Genomic DNA, 18,722 nt, shown 5'->3' with positions numbered 1-18,722 from the left:
AGCTCGCAATCGCGGGCGTTCTAATAGCGTCGGATGTTTTCGGCGTCGTTCCTAGCCCGTTCAAGGAGCGTGTTGAACTACCGACTGGTCCAATATCCCCTGGAGATCAACGTCGAGAGTATCGCACTGATCGTAGCGATCCGTCGCTTTTGCCTCAGGATGGTCCTCTGGATGTACCCGTGCCAGAGACTTTTCCAAACCGATTGGACTTTACTGTGCAGGATGTCGAGGGGTTGGGGCGAGTTCTCTTACTGAGCGGTCAGATAGAGGTGGATGACTCTTCTCGCTTCGCCTCCTTCCTATCGCACATGCAAGACAAACCAGACCTTATAGCTCTTCACAGTCCTGGGGGCGTCGTCACTGAGGCGCTGGCCATTGGCAAGCGGGTGAGAGAAGCTGAGCTGTCTTCTGGCGTTCTGGCTGGTGCGATGTGTGTGTCGTCATGTCCGTACATCCTAGCAGGCGGCGAGGAACGCATAGTTTCACTTCGCGGCATTGTAGGTATGCATCAGCACTACTACGACCAGCCTCGCTTAATACCTGTCGTCTTCGCAGTAGAGGGCATCCAGAAGGGGCAAGGAGAAACGATGCAACATCTGATCGACATGGGTGTGGACCCGTCGCTGATGTTGTACTCACTGAACACTCCACCCGAGGAAATCTATGCGCTTATCGAGGAAGAACTCGTTGATACCCGCATAGCAACTCAAATAGTCGATTAACACCAAACACCGAGGACTTCGCCTTGTTCAAGAAGCTGACCATTGCCTTGGCATTTTTCGCCACGACAGCCGCTGCTGGTGGCCTTCAAGTACGCGACGCAGACACGATCGTTGTCGATGGCACTCCCGTCCGTCTGAACGGTGTGGATGCGCCGGAACTTGGTACTCGCTCTGGTCAGGATGCTAAACGCTGGATGGTGAACTTCCTGCGGGGCAAGAGCATCGAGTGCAAACTTAATGGTGAGCGCACCTATGATCGCTGGGATGGTGTTTGCTACGCGAACGGACAAGACATTGGTGGTGCAGCGATTGCTGCTGGGCATGCACTGGATTGCGCGAGGTACTCGGGCGGTCGCTATAGGCATTTAGAAACATCTGCGGCTAAATCTCGGTTGAGACGGGCGGGGTATTGCAGGTAGGGTACAAGCGCAACGTAGGAAGTGCTCATTAAGGTCAGGATGAATTGATTTCCTTCAAGCCGCATAATTCACGGCTCCGAAAATGGAGCAGTGCATAAGCGATCTTTTCTGTCTAACCGAACCTCAGATGGTCTACGTTAAACCCTTCCTTCCCTAGTCGCATGGTAAACCTCGTGGTAACGGCAAGCGGGCTTTGAGTGGGATTACTTTCATCAACCGCGATGGTACAAGGTTGCGCGATGCGCGTCGGAGTCTTTTGCGACCGCTGTCCTACAGTATTCCTGTCAGCAATCACACTCATAACAACCGTCACCCATTGATTGTGATCCTGACCCTGGAAGCGGAGTTTTCTTTTTGATTCGCGCAGTGTTTTACGTTGGGTAGCCGCTTGCGTGTGAAATGATCAATTTTTGCACAACCTATAGTATAGTTTCTCCGATTTCCTGGTGAGTCTATTTGCAACAGCGTGCAACAAGTTGCAACAACCTGACACATGGCGATTTTCTACCTAAGATATAGCAGCCAGAAATGAGGTAAAATATTGAAAAAAAACATTTTTAGCTAGCATTGAAAATCTGGCAAAGTCTTTTTGTGGCCTAGTTGATTCACCAATTCGTAGGCCGTTAACGATAAGGGTGCTGCAACTTTTGAGCGCCTTATGATTGCACAAGACTTGAAAGGAAACGCTATGAACAAAACTATCGAGCGTGTTTTGAGGCGAAAGGAAGTTGAGGCGGTTACAGGTCTCTCTCGTTCAACAATTTATGCGATGATCGCGGAGGGTGAGTTCCCGCAACCCATCAAACTTGGCAAGCGAGCTGTGGGTTGGACGGAGACGAGCCTAAAGTCGTGGCTTGATGCTCGTCGTTTTGCCGAGATCGAACCATGACCCAGAGGAAAAAAAGTATACTGCTTAGTATTCAGTCTTTGCGTCTGAATTTTTGCAATCTGCTGCCGGGAAATTCGTCACGTTTTATCTCTAATGGCGGCTGCAAATGAGCTACGTTGCGACAGGAGCGGTTCAAAAAAAGAAAATAGGTTCGCCAACTCGAAAAGCAGTGTTGATGTATATGGCGGGCTGCGCGAGCGACGACGGTTCGGGTGTTTGGGCAAGTAAAGCTACCATCGCTGCTGACCTGGAATTGGGGAAGCGGACAGTACAAAAATGCGTTGAAGATTTAGTCCGTTCTGGGCTTATCTCGGAAGTTGGAAGGCGGCCTTGCGCCAATGGTTTCACAATCGAGTATCGCCTGAACTTGAAGGCAATCTCCACCTTGGAGCCGACCCGTGCATTTGCTGCACGGATGAAAAAAGGACATCTGACAAGTGCAAGAGATGCCGGCCAAGAAGTGCAGGAGGTACACCCAAATCTCCCTGGAAACGTAAGTGAACCGTTAGAAGAACCCCCTTTAGTCCCCCAAGGTCGAAAACAGAACCGGGCTACCTCGCTGCCGGACAGTTGGTCGCCCTCTGAGAAAAACGTTCAAGACGCAGTAGATCGCAATTTCACGAAGAAGGAGATTGAGTATGAAGCCGATCGTTTCCGTGATTACCACCTCGCAAAGGGAACCAAGTTCAAAGACTGGGATGCTGGCTGGAGAACATGGCTCAGCAATTCAAGAAAATTTGGAAATCAGCGCTTGGCTTTCACGCCAGACACCTCACGACGTCGACACGGCAGCGGTGTCGCGAGCGTTGTCGCGCGGCGTCGAGTTGAACGTAGTGTATGAAGGCCGTTACCCTAGAGGCCAAAATGGCGAAAGCCTGGGCTCGTACTCAGTGGCAACCTCCTGCACGGCTGTCGGTACAAATGAACAGCGCGCAAAAGCAAGGCAAGATCTTTTGAAGTTCTTTACGCCGGCTTGCCAGGAACAAATTGAAGAATGGATTGCGGAATTGTCGGTGATTACGGCTGGAACAGGGCGCAACGGTTTTGAAGCTGAGCTCATGGTTTCGACTTACACGAGACGCCTTTCGGAATTTCCCGCGGACGTTGTCCGCTACGCTCTGGTGACAAAAACTTGGAAATGGTTCCCAACTTGGGAGGAACTTGAACAAGTTTGCAAAGCCAAAAGCTCGCCCCGCTTGCTTATGATAGGAGAGCTTTCGCGACCGCAGCCGGATCCAGCCCCAACTCGAAAGTCGCCAACAGATGAGGAAAAAGCGGCCATTCAAAAGCTCGTGGACGAAAACTTCCCGCGGCAGTCGAATGGGGTGTTCAAAAAGCCTTAGGTGTCTCCAACCAAAGTGGTGGTAACAGCAGAGCTTCTGGACGGCAATAAACACACAAACCCCGAAGTACAACCTTCGTCATGGGGTTATTCCAATGTGTTAACAAATGATAAGGTTTTTTAAGTTGAGCAGACCGACGAAACAAGAAGTCCAATTACGATTGACCTATAGAAGTGATCCGATTGATTGGTGGGCACTTCGATCACATTGGCGGCTGTGTCCTGCAGAGGCCCACAAACACAGAAACTCCCAAAGGGATTGCTCACAGTGCTGCGGTGCGAACTGCAAGCGGATGGCGGAGTTAGGCTTAAATGATATTGCCGAACCGTTGCCGAAGTCTGCGCGCCCTATATGCGGGGCTAAGACAAGAGCAGGCGGTAATTGCCAGGAGCGTGTAGTCCCCGGAAAACGTAGATGTAGGTTACACGGAGGTCTCAGTACTGGTCCGAAAAGTAAGAAGAAAGCTGAAGCAAAAAAGCATGCCTGTTAGGCAAAAAGCCGCATTACATCAATCCAAGGAAACTACCAGAAACTTGCACTGCGGTTTGCGAGATAGTGTTCCATATTTCTGAATTGATTGCGATATTGTTGGCTTGCGCGAAAGGTGATTCCCTAAAAGCGCCAGCAAAAAAAGACGAGCGGTTATGGCAAGCGGTAGCAAGACTTACATTGATGATTTCAGAACTTGGCTGAAGGCACACCTGAAGCCTAAGGGGCTCCAACCGACCGAGTGCGGTTTTAAGGCGAAGAGGCAGGAGCCAATCGACCCAGGCACGGGTTACTGGAAACACTCCAGCGACAACAGCAAACCGAAGCGCTGGCTTTTTCATTTCACGCTGGATGCAGCCGGTAAGCTAGTGGCGGAACCCGCGTCTTCGGGCATGAACAACATCGCTTTCCAGCAAACAGCTGCGGGAAATAAAGCCGCGTTGCTCGTGCGTATTCTGCCGGTTTTTGAAACCAATCCTGGTCACTACGCCGAAGAGAACGATCTAGAGGTCAATGCGGTCTTTGCTCATCGAGACTCGTTAGAAGCAGGTGGCGGTGCCGACCAAACGGCGTTTGATCCGGCCACAGGTGAAATGCAGCACCGGCCGGAGAAGAAGGCGCTGGTACATCAGCCTTATATTTTTGCGGGATTGCTCGGAATTGAGCCGCGCAGCTTCTCGGCTTCAGTTACACTTAGTGGTCAAACAAAAACCGTGAGCTATGGTGAAGTTGTTGATGCGTTGCAAAACGCCATTCGCGTCGATCCTGATGGCGCTACGCCTTCACAGATTCCAACCTATGACCTGAGTCTGGCGACGGAGTTGGAGAGGCTGCGCAAGGATGTTGAGGCGGCCTATAAGAAGGCTGGTCCTTCGGTTCCCAAACCCGTCGCAACGCCCGTAACAGCAGGAACTGCTTCCACGGCCGATGATGATGACGATGAACCAGAGTATGTTGATCCGGCAGATATCGAGATAGCAGAGCACCCGGAACTTTTTGGCATTGATCCGGCGGTTTATCGTCAGATCAATGCCGCCCTTCACTCTGGCAAGCAGCACATCATGTTTTATGGGCCGCCCGGAACTGGCAAAACCACGTTGGCGAGATGGGTGGCGACCACCCTTACCAGCACAAAGTGGACGATGATCACAGGCTCTGCCGATTGGAGCAGCCAGGATATCATTGGCGGCTATCAACCGATTGGGGATGGTAAAATCAAGTTTTTCCCCGGCGTATTGCTCAGGGACTATGACCGTCCGCTAATCATAGACGAGTTAAACCGCTGCGACATTGATAAGGTTATTGGTCCGCTCTTTACTGTTCTGAGCGGACAGGAAACTTCCCTGCCTTATCGGTTTGATGCGGAAGATCCTGAGAGCGCACAGTACTCGATTTTGCCGCAACCAAAAGCAAAACCGCAGGAGCACGAATTTGCGCCGGGTCGGGCTTGGCGCTTGATCGCTACCATCAACTCCATCGATAAAGCTTCGCTATATCAAATGTCCTACGCGCTCTCACGGCGCTTTGGCTGGGTCTATGTAGACGTACCGCAGGATACGACAGGATTTGTCCAAGAGTTCTTCCAAAAAGAAGATACAAACTGGACACCACCAGCGGCTGGTGCGCCATGTCCTCTTGGAGAGTTTTGGGCTGCAATCAACAAAGTACGAGAAATCGGCCCCGCACCGATCATAGATGCTATTAATGCCATCCGCGCGATGGATGATACAGCAGATTTCTTTTCCGCACCGAACGAAACGATGCGTACCGCGCTTTTGGATGCGGTCGATATGGTTCTGTTGCCTATGTTGGACGGTATCATTGTGCGTGATGCTGATGATCTCACTGAGGCAGCGATCAAGGCCTTCCAGCTGGATGGGGATGAAGAGAAACGCATTACTGAGCGCATGAAATCGGTCGCGGTGTAATGGCCGATGATGCGCGCGCTATCACTGATTATGCCGCGAGCCTATTCCTGAGATACTTCCGTGGCGGCGAATTGGCAGGTGCAGCTTCACCTGCCATCGATCTTCGGCGTGATCTTGATTTGCTACGTAGCCAATGGGCGGTCTCAACACCGGTGCGAGATTTCTTGAGCTACATGCTCACCCATCCGCACGAGGCACAAAGCCTTCTAACATATAGGCGGCGCATTGATGATGCGGTTGCACGCGGTAGGATTGATGCTCGTGCCACAGCCATGCTGCGCCTAACCAGCGGCTTACCATCTGCTGTGGTTGCCGATGAGCCTGTTCGATCATTCGATACCGGTCCCAATCAGCTAGTAGCATGGGTTGTTCGTCACGCCACACTGCACGCATCGAGGCTGTTGGATGAACAACCGGCGGTCTCGGGCTATCGTTCCTTGGTAGAGCCTGCCATGGCGGATTTGGCGACAGTTAAGCGTCTCGATGCGTTGCGCGAACCGTTAAAGTCAGCTTCGGCTGCTCGGCGTCCTGGCGTCGGCGCTATTCGCGATGCATCGAGATCACGCCGCCCGCTCTATAGGCATGCTGTCGCGGCCTACCGGGTGCTATGTGATCTGGAAGCCGGTGATGAAGATACTCTTTTGCAGCTTATTCAAGATACACTGATTGCGCCATTTGATGTCTGGCGACGCTTCGAACTGGCTGTGGCAGTTGGCATTGGGCAAGCCTTGGCGGAAGAAACTAAAGCCCCGATGCAACTCAACATTGTTGCTGACGGGAACGCCAAACCAATCGTGGAATGCGGGCGCTATGCCATCTACTGGCAAAATGTAACCAGGCATTACAAGCGCCCGAATCCTGAACTCTCAGAAATCAAAACAGAGAAGGCTCTAGCTGCCTACGGCAAAGGACAATCCATCGACCGGCCTGATTTGGTTGTGGTGGATGAACACGCTAACCGCGCGCTTGCGATTGTGGAAGTAAAGTATCTAGAGGGCGATACGGCGGGCGCTCGTTTCCGAGAAGCAATGGGTCAGATTGTACGCTACGCACGTGGTTATGGTGGCGCGGCTGATACCGATATGGTTATCAGTCGCTCATTGATTGCGGTGAGCCGAGATGCGCCGGAACTGCTCGATGACAAGGCTCCAGCGCCTATGGCAACGGATTTTCCTACTATGCAGAAAGACCGGCTTTTGCCTTGGGTGCGCTCCCGGCTTTTGGCTTCTTAGTAAGACTGGGCGGGCGTTTTGCCCCGCCATCTTCAAACAATGGCACATCTTCTTCTTTGATTGGCTGGGCGCAAGGCGGCGCGACTTGGTAGATCACATCACGCTGTTTGCCGAGCGGCTGCACTTGCGGAACAAAGCGTGCTTTGCCGCCCATCAAATACTCTTCGGAAAGCTCGCAGCATATCCACTTGCGCTTCAAGGCTTCTGCCACAGCGCCAGTCACGCAAGAACCTCCAAAAGGATCAACAACGGTATCACCAGGATCAGTCAGGAAACGCAAAAAATACTCGGGCAAAGCTGCGGGAAAGCGAGCCGGATGAATTGCAATGTTTTCGTTGCGGCAATGCTCCTGATAGCGCCCGTTTGACTCTGTATTGGCAACAGCAAGCAAGTTTGGAGGTACAGAGCCGCCATTATCCTTCGAAAATTTCTCCGAAATATCATGACCAGAGGGGCGCAGTTTCGCGGTGTATCCGTTCTTGAGCAAATGCTTCATCGACTTGCTGTAAGGCTGCAAAACCCGCTTGTTATTGGCCTTTGGATAGGGCGTTTTGGACAGCCACCAAACACAGTTAACAGCGTCTTTGACTCGAACTCGGCGCACATTCACCCATTCAGCAGGTGTGGGAAGCTTTGACGGGTTCCACCAATAATGCTCCTGACACAAATGAAAGCCGTATTCTTCGACCAGCATGATAAGAAGCTTGAAGTGATACAGGCTCCGCGTGGGCTGGCCAGGAACCCATGCCCCGCCAATGTCGATCACAAGAGAGCCGCTATCCTTCAAGACGCGCTTGAAGCCTTCAGCAAAGGGACGGAACCAGTCGCAATACACGTCAGCATCTTCGTTGCCATAGCTCTTCTTGCGCACCAGACCAAAGGGCGGCGAGGTCATGATGAGATCGACACTGTCGGGCTTTGCTTTGTTGAACAGAAAAGCTCTGGAATCCCCCCAGAGTATTTCGCCGTGCTTGGTCTTGTGGAAGCTTCTCAGCATCGAGGCAGGGAACTCCTTGCGGTAGTTTGCCACCACAGGATCTTCGGCCTGAGGAGTTCCTGCGAAGTTGGTATGCAAGAAACGGATATATTGGCTTAGATTCTTGAAACCAAGCTCGGAGGCCTGAGCCTCGAAGTCGCTTCTTTCTTGCTCTGTTAGTCTGAGATTGGTTACTTTTGAACGCGGGTTTTCTGCTCGCGGGCGCGCCATATGTGTCTGCTCCTTGTCACCTCAAAACCTGATTAGCTGAGGTTTTTATGTAAGACAAGAACCAAAAGAGTTAAAATGTAATACGAAACACGATCCCAATCAGGTGATTGCTTTGGTTTCGGTCAATCTAAGAAGCGTTTTGATCGTGCAATTTCAGATCTCTGGTGCGTGATTTTTAGACAAATGAAGAGGGTGCCGGGTTGGATGCCAGTCACATGTTTTGCTGGAATCTGTGCCGGGCGGACGAAACAAGCATTGTTTTTTGCAATAGCACGGGGGTTTTGAAGGAGATTACTTTTTCGGCTTTCTTGCTCGTTCTACGGACTCTGACATCCATTGACTGAAGCGAATTTTGTCTTTCGCAAAGGCTTCAGCCATTTCCCTAATGCCCCACTCTGCATATTTTTCAATGGTGCGATAGACAGGTTCATCAATGTCTCCGCGAACTAAGCCGACCGCTGTATGCAATGATCTATCCGGATCCAAGGTGCCTACATTAAACATTGTTTCGCGATTTGCACTGGCTGAGTCATAGGCGCCGTGCGCCACGGCGAGAGCCACGCCGAACCGGTAGGCGTCGATGCGATGAGAAAAAACGCCCGCTTCAACCAGGTTGGTAAGTGCTTTTTTTCCCGAAGCACTTAGGCCGACGGTTGTTGGTTCCACCACTTGTGACATCAAAGCTGACCCTCGCTCAGTTTCGATTGCCGAGCACTTACTCTTTCAATATTGTATAGCGCTGAAACGTGGTCGGAAATGATTTGCAGGTCACTATCGCGACTCATTTCCCCTTCGTGAACCAAGAGGATAACTTGATCGGCCATCTCAGGCAAAAAGCTCAGAATGTTCATGCGGTGTTTCTTGTCTAAGCGACCAAATGGTGTGTCCATGACGATCGGATCATTTCGACGTGCCACCTTATTTAGCCCGTTAATGAGTGAAAGGGCGATTACTTGCTCGGCTCCAGCACTTCGCTCAGCAACTGGCCTATCTTCATCGTCTATGATGCTTAAACCATAGTTTTCGTTAATCTCAAGGCGTTTATATTGAGTTTCCGTCGTCAGTTTGGAGAAGGCTTTAGCAGCATAGTTCGCCACTCGATCGCGCTGCTTCGATCTAAGCTTGTCAACGCTGGAGGTAAAGATGCGGAAAAGTGCTCCGTATTTATCAACTAGCGCGCTACTTCTTTGGCGACGAGCTTCTGGGTTCCTAGCTAATAGACGCGCAATTTGCGCCTGCTTGCGCATCAATTCATCTATCTCACTTTCCGCAACGCCGATTTCTTGCTCAATCTTCCCGATTTCTACTTGCAATGGCACTCGACCATTTGTCAGACGGAGGATCTCATCTTGGGCATTTGGGTCAACCTCTTTGCCCAAAGTCTCTAAAACGTTCTCTACTCTGGTGAGTTCAACGCCAAAATTGTCCAGTTCATTTTCAATCTCGACAATACTTTCGTGAGCATTCATGCCCTTTATCTGGGACACTCTTTCGATCTGAGCAGAAATAGAAGACAACTGAGAGATGTCGAGATCGGTCGCTTTCAATTCACCCTGCAGGGCTCCTAGTCTTTGAGATATATTCCTTTTTTTTCCTCTGGGGATCTCTTGTTTGCAAATGTCGCAAGACCCTTGATTGTAAGACGCTTCGAGAAAGTCTAACTCAGCAAGTCGCTTGGCCTTGGTAGTATAATCCTCAAGCAATTTCCTTTGTTGGAGGCGCAACCCATCAAGTTGGGGCTCCAGCTGCGGGTACATCAGGTCTCGCCAAGCTTCTTGAAGCCAAGTTGCTCGCCGACTAAAGAGGTTTTCTATACCTGTTGAAATCTCGCGTTTCCTTGCCTTTGCTTCAAAATAGTCATCCAAACGATCCATTTGTTCCGCGAGTTGTTCAAGTTTCTCATCGGTTTCGGTAATGCTTTGTTCTAACTGTTTTTTTCGCATGCGGAAGCTCGCCAGACGGTTAGATATCTCATCTACATCTGTTTGAAGCCTGAGTTGTTGCTCGGCTTGGCTTCTCATCGACTTAACTTGCTTTAAATCCTTCGCTTGAGCAGTTTGCGCTCTTTGAAGTAGAGTCCCCAATTCGTCTCGGCCGTTGATTAGCGCGGGCACACCCAATATGCGCTCAATCGCTGCCTTAATTCCCTGTGACGGGCTAGGGTCCCTAACTAACGTTTCGTAGTCTTGGAGAAGCTCACCGTCAAAAAGAAAAAAGCGGGAAATCTGCTCGGGAAGGAGTTGGTTTATTTCGTCACCGGTCTCGTCGTGATTCAATTTCACGTTGTCTTTGAACATTTGGAGATCGGTTTGAAAATCGTCGTCCTTTGTAGGATGAGCAACCGATTTGGTCAATTTTAGCGAGCGGCGAAGCTCATAGTTCGAACCACCTGATTCGAACTCGACTTCGACCCACGATGACCAATCCGCACTCTCGGTTACGGCTTCGATGTTCACAATGTCTTTCGCCGGTACGACTCTTCCGTGCCGTGCAACTGCCTTGCCAAAGAAAACCCACCGTATGGCATTCAATAAGCTAGTCTTTCCGCGCATATTATCGCCGTAAATCACGACTATGCCGCAGTTCTCCCGGACCGGAAAATCGATCCTTTGCTCTCCCTTGTACGGCATAAAGTTGTATAAGGTCAGGCTGTGTAGCTTCATTCTATGTGGTCCTTGTCCGCCAAGTCACGATCCACTTCTGCCTCAACCGCGGTACGGATTGCAGCTAACGCTGCATGTCTTTCCTCTTCGTACTGAAGGCGAACCTCGGCAGCGTAAATTTCGATCAAAAGTTGATCACTGACGTCTGCCTGTTGATTTGATTTTGCTTCGAGTAAGACTTCGAGGCCTGCGTCGGAGTTTGCTTTGCTATTAGACACACCCGTTCTCCGCCGCAGCACTTTCCGGTGCAACACTGTCGATCATTTGCCTGGTATCGGCAGTGCTGTAGACTCGGGATGCTACTTCCCCCAATGTGGGATGTTCAAGCGCCTGGCTTGGAGCAACTAACTGGCTTGATTTAGCAATCCTTCGAGTTTCAAGCTCATGGTTTACCCAGCCCAACAGGTCTTTGCCAATCACATGTTCAGCTGTTGGACCTCCTTTTATGAGTTTTTCGCTAGATGGGCAGTCTTCTTGTCGCCCTGGGTAGTGCTGGTTCTTGATCTCCATGCGCTTTTTTCCAAACCGCATAACTATTTCTGTATTATTTTTTGTTATCACATCGTTGATCAGATCATCAGCATCTTTTGATGATAGGTCTGTGCAAGCTTCCAAATGCAACGGATCCGCGAAGCTGGCTTCAATGTCTGATCCGTTAGTCACGAAAAGTGTGGCGCCAGTAGTTGCAAACTTTGTGGTAAGCTCCTTCACTTCCTCATCGGTCATGAAGTCCCGATCTCGGTGCACTATGATTTCGACCCCCTTTCTCATGTCCTTTACAAATTCCGCCAATAAGCTGGCCGCTTTGAACTCACTGCTGCCTTTATATGACCGAATGAGAACATCGTTTAAATCGAAGCCATTGGCCTCTAGGATTGCATTTAGAAAGCCCTTTTTGAGTTTGGTATCTTCCGTGAAAACGATGACTTTGACGTCGCCGTGAAAGGCTCTCTCTGACAGGTCAAGCGCACCCAAGGACAAGAGCATTGATATTTTCTCTTTGTCGGTTTCACTTTGTACCTCGCCACCTTCGAGCCAAAAAATATTAGCTTTGTCCTCGTCGGCGAAGGCATCCAAGATGGTCCTAGAATGCGTAGCGATGACAACGCGGGTTTGACTTTGTTCGGCAATTTTCAAGAGTGCAGCAGCGATTAGTCTTTGGTTGCTCGGGTGCAAGTGAGCGTCCGGTTCGTCTAGCAATAGTAGGGAGGGCCTAAAGTTAACGGTATAAGCTGCAATCTGTAGGAACTGAAGAAGACCCGTTCCGCTTAAGTCGATAGGAAAGGCCGATCCATTTTCTTCTACACGAACGTCGATGTTGGTGTCGTGCTTTGCGTCAAAACTATATGAAATTCTGGCTCCAGGAAAAATTTCGTCGAGCAATTCTTGAAGTTCAGATTTCTTGTTTTCGTCTTTTAGTATTCTCATTAGAACATTTCTCAAAAACAGGTTGGCGTCGCCTCTGGCAATCCCAATACGTACAACACCATCTGACCGAAATTCTTCGTTCGGTGGAATGCCAGCGAGACCTGGAACATAAACAGAGAACACCTCATCGATATCCGAGAGCTTGGCGAATAGGGCGTCTGAACCGTCGTAATCAACAATTGCGGCACCGTCTGTGCTCGCCGTTAGCTTAACGGTCAGGCTTTCCTTCTTTTCGCCTTCGACGTCTGAGTAAACAATCTCCACTGGTGATTCAAACAATCGTTCCCCGTGGGCGAGATCTTGGACGTCATCGGTTGGGTTATAGAGCAATTCTCTTCCACCGAAGCGAGGTCCATGAAGAACTGACGTTTGCAAGAGCGAAACCCCAAAATGTGCCGCCTGCAAGACAGTCGTCTTTCCAGAATTGTTGGCGCCGACCAGAATGGTTATCGGCTCCAGCGGCACGATCGCTTTTTCGACACGCTTGAAGTGCCTTACTTCAATTTCATTTACCACGCAGCGCTCCTTGCAGTAGGTCATGGTTTGGCTAGAAAAGAACCCTATGAACAGTTGGGATCCACTCAACCTGCGTTTTAGCTTCCGAAATAATTCAAAATCCGTTTTTACGCGTCCTCTGCGTCGAAAGGGCCCTTCCGTGTGCGTGCGGTTGGCGTTTTCGCGATCAGGTCCACAACAGTAGGTCAGAATACATTTCTGGGGCAACGCTATTTTTGAGAGCGTCGGGGGTCAAGCGATGAATATGTATTTGTAGTGATTTCAATATTTTGGTGCTTTTGACATGGATCGCATTTGGCGCTGACAGCACGTGGCATTTCATAGGCGCTGAACTAATTATTTGACCAAGGCTGATCGTAGGGTGACGGCGAACCGCATTTTTTGCTACAGCTTTCTACCGCATAAAATCTGGTGGTCTAAATTGATAACCGCCAACTGCTTGCTAGCTGATTCAGGGCAACCGACGCCTGTTTTGGGAGCTTACGTAACCCATGACACTAGTTCTGAGGTGGTTTGCGCACTTTTGGCAATGTGAGATTGGATGGGGGTATCATTGGGGGTACGAAAGAAGAAAGAAAAGGAAAATATTAATATTAACAATATATTGGTGGCCTAGATAAATTCCGCCCCCGGCACCACTTTATCTGGTAAAGTATTGGTTTCGCATCGGCTTTTGACAGTTGGCTGAAACTGCAGACAAGTTCATCAAAAGATACCTACGTGACCGGCGGTTTTTTACTTCGGTCACCACAAAAGACACGGCTATACATTGCCAGCGACTCCCGTTAAGAGGCGGTCTTTAACCTTGGAAGATGCGCTGATTGCAATACCGCAAGGCACGTATCCCCCGGCTGATACAAAGAACACCACCGTGAAACAGACCATCGCAGATGCGCTTGCCCGCAAGGGTTACGATACTTTGACACAAGTCCAACAGGCCGTGACACAGCCTGAGCTGGAAGGGCGCGATATGTTGGTTTCGGCGCAAACCGGATCGGGAAAAACCATCGGGTTCGGGTTGGCGATTGCACCACAGTTGCTGGGCGAAGATGAGACGTTCGGGGCGTCCGGTGCGCCGTTGGCTTTGGTGGTTGCGCCTACGCGGGAACTGGCCATGCAGGTCAAGCGTGAACTGAGCTGGCTTTTCTCTGATGCCGGCGCGTTTCTGGCCTCGTGCGTCGGTGGCATGGATATGCGTGATGAACGCCGGGCTTTGGCGCGGGGGGCGCATATTGTTGTCGCAACGCCGGGGCGACTGCGCGATCATATCATGCGTGGTTCCATTGATCTGACCGCGATCCGGGCCGTGGTTCTGGACGAAGCGGATGAAATGCTTGACCTTGGATTTCGCGAGGATCTTGAGTTCATCCTGGATGAAACCCCGGCGGAGCGGCAAACGTTGCTGTTCTCAGCTACGGTCCCACGCGCCATTGCTAGCCTGGCAACCAGCTATCAGCGCGATGCCGAACGGGTGAGCACTGTCAGCGAGAAAACCCAACATGCCGATATCGAATATCGTGCAATGATGGTGGCGCCGCGGGACGGGGATAACGCGATCATCAATGCGTTGCGGTACTACGAAGCCCCCAACGCCATCGTTTTTTGTAACACGCGTGCGATGGTGTCACGATTGACCACGCGGCTTTCCAACCGCGGGTTTTCTGTGGTGGCACTGTCTGGTGAGCTGACGCAGAGTGAACGCTCTAACGCGTTGCAGTCGATGCGTGATGGGCGTGCGAGGGTATGTGTGGCGACAGATGTCGCGGCGCGCGGGATTGATTTGCCGAACCTCGATCTGGTGATCCACGCCGAGCTGCCCAACAGTCACGAGACGCTTTTGCATCGCTCTGGGCGCACGGGCCGGGCAGGGCGAAAGGGCGTCAGCGCCCTGGTGGTCGAACCGTCATCGCGGAAAAAGGCCGAGCGCATTCTGAAATTCGCAAAGCTCACGGCGGATTGGGGCGTCGCCCCGTCTTCGGATGAGGTGAACGAGCGGGATCAGGCGCGGATGCTCGCCTCGGATGACTGGCAGGTTGAGGTTACCGAAAGCGAACATGACGCGGTTCAGCACCTGGTTGAAAAATTTACCCCTGAACAAATAGCGGCAGCGTATCTACGTCAGTATAAATTGCGCCATTCAGCACCGGAAGAGTTGGCCCCGGTTACGGCGGACCGCCCCAAACCCCGCGCCGCCTTTGGTCCGAGCGTTTGGTTTTCCTTGTCGGAAGGTCGCAACCAAAATGCTTCGCCGCGCCATTTGCTGCCGATGATCTGCAAGGCCGGTGATCTGACCAAAGACGATATCGGTGCGATCCGGATTGCCGATGATGTGTCTTACGTCGAGATCCGCGAAGCCAGTGTTGCGGGCTTTCTGGCGGCTGTTGGACCGGGTATGAAAATCGAAGGTTCGAAAGACGTTGTGCGCTTGGATGGCGCGCCTGACGTGCCAGCGTTTGAGCGTCCAAGGTCCAACCGCCCACCCAAGGGTAAACCGCGCCCGCGCAAAGGGGACACCACCCCCGTTGATTGGAACGATGCCCCGACGCCCCGTAACCGCAAACCCAAGCCCGAAGATCGCAAGCCCAGTAAAGCAGCGGAACGCGGTTTCAAACAGACCCGATCAAAAGAACATGGCTCGACACCGCACCGCGACTCGTCACTGAGCGAGCCGGATGTTAAATTCACGGCAACGAGCGCAAAGAAGAAAACCCACAAAACGCCCGCTAACAAGAGCAAAGACGGAAGCGTAAAGCCCGGCGGTAAACCCACCAAAGGCCCGCCGCCGCCCAAGGGAAAACCCAGCAGCAAGAAAAACCGCGCCCGCGTTTCAGCCGCGAAAGCGGGCAAGGGCGGAGATGCTGTGCCGAAACGGCGCAAGACTTAGCACCGCTCAATGTGGCCGCAGCAACGCGCCAGCGGTCATATTCCCGTCGACGCTCAGGTCCGAGCGTCGACGATTTCGAGTATCCGGTTACGCTGAATCTTACCCGATGGCCCTTTTGGCAGATCACGCAGGATGTGAACCTCGTCAGGGGATTTGAACCGACCCAGCTTGGTCTCACAAATCTCCAATAGGGTCAGCGGCGTCAGCTCGGACCCTTCCCTGATTTTGACAGCGGCCTCGACGGTTTCGCCATAGCTGCGACAGGGGCGTGCAAAGGCTGCGGCTTCGACAACGTCGGGGTGGGAATAAAGCGCCTCGTCAATCTCACGCGGTGCGATGTTTTCGCCGCCCTTGATGATCAGCTCCTTCAGGCGGCCGGTGACATAGACGTATCCATCCTCATCCATACGCGCCAGATCGCCGGTGCGCAGCCATCCATCGGCCGTAAATGTGCCCGCAGTCGCATCTGGGTCCTTGAGGTATTCAAGCATCACGTTCGGGCCGCGTATGACCAGCTCTCCCTCGGTTCCGTGCGGGACGGGCTGTTGGTTCGCATCCCGGATCGCGGCGTCGTTTCCATAGGCGACGCCCGGTGAGCCGATTTTGCGCACACCCGGCGGAAGTGGGTTCGACAGGATCTGCGCGGCGGTTTCGGTAAGCCCCATGGTTTCGACGATAGGAACGTCGAATCGTTCTTCGAAAGCCCGTTGTACGTCCGGTGCCAGCGCGGAAGAGGCAGAGCGCCCGAACCGCAACCGCTGGCGGGTTTGGATGTCCGGATTGGTGTCGGATTGCAGCAGATGAGAGATGATGGTCGGGACTACCGAAAACCAAGTTGCCTCAGTCTTTCCAAGATTGTCCCAGAACCGGCTGGCCGAAAACCGTTCGCACATAGCCAGGGACCCGCCCGAAACGAGGGTTCCCATCACAGTCACGCACAGACCGTTGATGTGATAGATCGGCAGGACGCAGAAACCGCGATCCGTGTCGGTCAGCTCATGTGCGACAGCGGTGGTCCAGCCGCCTGCCAAAAGGCTGGAATGGGTATGAACAACGCCCTTTGGTCTGCCGGTTGTGCCTGAGGTGTACATGAGAAGGGCATGATCATCGGGCGTCAGGTCGTAAAGCTGGGTATCTGCGTCACCAGCACCGGCGACCTGCAAAGGCTTGGTCACGGCAGGGTCGGCTGTTCGGCCAAACAACTCTGATTGATCCGGGTGCACGAAGGCAAAGCGTGCGACGCTGTGTTCAAGGGCGTAGGCCACGGCACTGTCGCCAGCGACGAGATTGATCATGGTTGCCCGGAATCCGCCATAGAGAACGCCGAACAAGGCGATAAGGGCCTCGCGGCAATTAGGATAGACAAGGGCGACGCTTTCGCCTTTTTGCGCCCCAAGGCTGGTCAACATGCTTGCGACGTTTTTGGCCGAGCCGTGCAATTCAGCCCAGCTCAGATCCTGTGCGCCATCGGGAAAAACAAACCCGGTTCCGCCCTGATCGGCTCTTAGGTCGAGCCAATCGCGGACCGTTCCTTTGGGCGGTTCCATCATTGGTCAGCCTCCCTCCAATACGCGCCGAATACGTCCTCGAGCGCGGGTTCGCGTGGGGCTATTTCACGCACAATTTTGGTGGTCTGGACGAAGTGCCGCCAATGCAGGTTGGTATCGATAGAGTTTCCGCCCCAACTGCCGCATCCCATAGATAGAGAGAAAGGCATTCCGTTGGTGAAGCTGCCGCCCGTGGCAAAGGTATGGGCTTGGTTCACGATAACTCGGCAGGTGGGCAACTCTCGACCCAGCTCAATGGCGCGTGCGTCGTCGCTGGTGTGAATGCCGACCGAATGTCCGGCTCCCTGATAGGCCAGGACGCGCGCTGCTGTGGCCTTGGCAGCCGCATAGTCCGACGTCCGGTACAGCGCCAGAACGCGGCTCAGCTTTTCTCCGGACAGGGGATGATCGGGACCGATCCCATCGGTCTCTACCGCCAGAAACTTTGTGCCTTCGGGTGCTTTGTCTGCCATCCCCAACGCATCAAGCATCTTGTCGGCGTCCTGAGCGATCGCGGATCGGTTGAGGTGCCCGTCCGGCCAGAGACGCGCAATGATACCTGCGGCATCGGATGCGGGGACCAGCGCGCCACCTTCGGCGGCCATTGCTGCGACAAAGTCATCATAGACCGCGTCTACCACCACAACTGCGTTTTCGGACGAGCACGAAGTCGCATTATCAAAACACTTTGACGCCGTGATCTTGGCTGCCGCCGCCGACAGATCGGCGGTTTCATCGACAATCACGATGACATTGCCTGCACCAACCGCGACAGCCGGTGTGCCGCAGGACTGAGCGCGGTGGACGTTGTTCTGACTGCCGGTGCAGATCACCCGATCCGAGGTCTCCATCAGCCGTTGGGTTTTGGATTTTGATCCCGGTGCGGGGATCATCTGAACCAGATCCCGATCCAGACCCAGCTTGTCAAACTCCGCGTGGATGAAGCTTAGCAGCTTCTCACAGGATGCCACGCCCTTGGGCGAGGGGGCGACGACGATAGCATTGCCACCCTTCAGGGCATTAATGATGTTGTTGGCCGGTGTCGCGGCCGGATTGGTCGAGGGGACGACCGCACCAACGACGCCGATCGCACGGGCAATTTCAGTGATGCCTGTTTCCGGATCGTCGCTTGTGACGCCATATGTCTTTGCTTCGGCAATGTCGCGCAGCAGACCCAGCGTCTTGCGGTGGTTTTTGGTGATTTTGTCGGGCACATTGCCAAGCCCGGTGGTTTCGACGGCCAGTTCTGCCAGTGCCTGATTGCGTGCAGGCTCCATGATCGCCCAACCTGCCGCCAGCGCCGCCTTGTCATAGAGCGCCTGACTGCCCCGTGCTTCATAGGCGATCTGGGCCTTGCGTGCCCGCGCCACGATCCGGTCCACTTCGGCGATCTCGGGGGCTATGTCGTTCGGAGCGTTCATGTTTATCCTCAATGTGTTGTCCGGGGCGGGCCTG

At 52.7% G+C, this 18,722-nt stretch carries 15 protein-coding genes and 2 pseudogenes; 10 read left to right on the top strand and 7 right to left on the bottom strand.

What is annotated here, in order from left to right:
• Positions 1 to 587 precede the first annotated feature (587 nt).
• The 9 genes and pseudogenes from AC2FGC_RS06600 (at position 588) to AC2FGC_RS06560 (ending at position 7,022) form a co-directional block, all read left to right on the top strand.
• On the top strand, positions 588 to 722 hold the full coding sequence (locus tag AC2FGC_RS06600) for a hypothetical protein (RefSeq protein WP_496781741.1): 135 nt from the start codon (positions 588 to 590) through the stop codon (positions 720 to 722).
• A 23-nt stretch (positions 723 to 745) separates the two neighbouring features.
• Complete coding sequence (locus AC2FGC_RS06595) at positions 746 to 1,141, top strand: thermonuclease family protein (RefSeq protein ID WP_496781739.1); 396 nt, start codon at positions 746 to 748, stop codon at positions 1,139 to 1,141.
• A gap of 94 nt (positions 1,142 to 1,235) precedes the next feature.
• Positions 1,236 to 1,385 (top strand): annotated as a pseudogene (locus AC2FGC_RS06590) (IS5/IS1182 family transposase); the annotation flags it as partial.
• Between the two features lie 444 nt (positions 1,386 to 1,829).
• Entirely contained in the window at positions 1,830 to 2,030 is a 201-nt protein-coding gene (locus AC2FGC_RS06585) for a helix-turn-helix transcriptional regulator (protein ID WP_496781737.1), read from the top strand.
• A gap of 106 nt (positions 2,031 to 2,136) precedes the next feature.
• A pseudogene (locus AC2FGC_RS06580) lies at positions 2,137 to 2,328 on the top strand (helix-turn-helix domain-containing protein); the annotation flags it as partial.
• 340 nt (positions 2,329 to 2,668) lie between these two features.
• Positions 2,669 to 3,373 (top strand): hypothetical protein, encoded by a 705-nt coding sequence (locus tag AC2FGC_RS06575; RefSeq protein ID WP_496781735.1) that lies wholly within the window; start codon positions 2,669 to 2,671, stop codon positions 3,371 to 3,373.
• A gap of 106 nt (positions 3,374 to 3,479) precedes the next feature.
• The gene (locus tag AC2FGC_RS06570; RefSeq protein ID WP_496781733.1) at positions 3,480 to 3,863 is read left to right on the top strand and encodes an HGGxSTG domain-containing protein; all 384 of its coding nucleotides are present in this window, start codon (positions 3,480 to 3,482) and stop codon (positions 3,861 to 3,863) included.
• A gap of 154 nt (positions 3,864 to 4,017) precedes the next feature.
• Positions 4,018 to 5,790: an AAA family ATPase gene (locus AC2FGC_RS06565; RefSeq protein ID WP_496781730.1), complete on the top strand. Its 1,773-nt coding sequence runs from the start codon at positions 4,018 to 4,020 to the stop codon at positions 5,788 to 5,790.
• Positions 5,790 to 7,022: a hypothetical protein gene (locus AC2FGC_RS06560; protein ID WP_496781728.1), complete on the top strand. Its 1,233-nt coding sequence runs from the start codon at positions 5,790 to 5,792 to the stop codon at positions 7,020 to 7,022. The genes AC2FGC_RS06565 and AC2FGC_RS06560 overlap by 1 nt, the downstream gene beginning before the upstream one ends.
• On the opposite strand, the gene AC2FGC_RS06555 is transcribed toward AC2FGC_RS06560, so the two are convergent.
• From AC2FGC_RS06555 to AC2FGC_RS06535, 5 genes are all read right to left on the bottom strand, one after another.
• A complete protein-coding gene (locus tag AC2FGC_RS06555; protein WP_496781726.1) occupies positions 6,967 to 8,229 on the bottom strand; it encodes a DNA-methyltransferase in 1,263 nt (420 codons plus the stop codon). The genes AC2FGC_RS06560 and AC2FGC_RS06555 overlap by 56 nt on opposite strands.
• A gap of 291 nt (positions 8,230 to 8,520) precedes the next feature.
• Positions 8,521 to 8,907, bottom strand: coding sequence for a hypothetical protein (locus tag AC2FGC_RS06550; protein WP_496781724.1), 387 nt, complete (start codon positions 8,905 to 8,907; stop codon positions 8,521 to 8,523).
• Positions 8,907 to 10,892, bottom strand: coding sequence for an AAA family ATPase (locus tag AC2FGC_RS06545; RefSeq protein ID WP_496781722.1), 1,986 nt, complete (start codon positions 10,890 to 10,892; stop codon positions 8,907 to 8,909). Before AC2FGC_RS06545 ends, AC2FGC_RS06550 begins: the two co-directional genes overlap by 1 nt.
• The gene (locus AC2FGC_RS06540) at positions 10,889 to 11,110 is read right to left on the bottom strand and encodes a hypothetical protein (RefSeq protein ID WP_496781720.1); all 222 of its coding nucleotides are present in this window, start codon (positions 11,108 to 11,110) and stop codon (positions 10,889 to 10,891) included. The genes AC2FGC_RS06545 and AC2FGC_RS06540 overlap by 4 nt, the downstream gene beginning before the upstream one ends.
• Entirely contained in the window at positions 11,103 to 12,836 is a 1,734-nt protein-coding gene (locus tag AC2FGC_RS06535) for an AAA family ATPase (protein WP_496781718.1), read from the bottom strand. Before AC2FGC_RS06535 ends, AC2FGC_RS06540 begins: the two co-directional genes overlap by 8 nt.
• An 871-nt stretch (positions 12,837 to 13,707) precedes the next feature.
• Here AC2FGC_RS06535 and AC2FGC_RS06530 point away from each other — a divergent pair.
• Complete coding sequence (locus AC2FGC_RS06530; protein ID WP_496725495.1) at positions 13,708 to 15,720, top strand: DEAD/DEAH box helicase; 2,013 nt, start codon at positions 13,708 to 13,710, stop codon at positions 15,718 to 15,720.
• Between the two features lie 53 nt (positions 15,721 to 15,773).
• Here the strand turns inward: AC2FGC_RS06530 and AC2FGC_RS06525 are convergent, their stop codons facing one another.
• A complete protein-coding gene (locus AC2FGC_RS06525) occupies positions 15,774 to 17,270 on the bottom strand; it encodes an AMP-binding protein (RefSeq protein ID WP_496725496.1) in 1,497 nt (498 codons plus the stop codon).
• A complete protein-coding gene (gene sauS, locus AC2FGC_RS06520) occupies positions 17,267 to 18,688 on the bottom strand; it encodes an acylating sulfoacetaldehyde dehydrogenase (protein WP_496781716.1) in 1,422 nt (473 codons plus the stop codon). Before sauS ends, AC2FGC_RS06525 begins: the two co-directional genes overlap by 4 nt.
• Between the last annotated feature and the right edge of the window lie 34 nt (positions 18,689 to 18,722).

Source organism: Ruegeria sp. CDSC054, assembly GCF_059610645.1.
The sequence above is the reverse complement of the archived record's forward strand: the minus strand, read 5'-3'. Positions and strand labels throughout refer to the sequence as shown.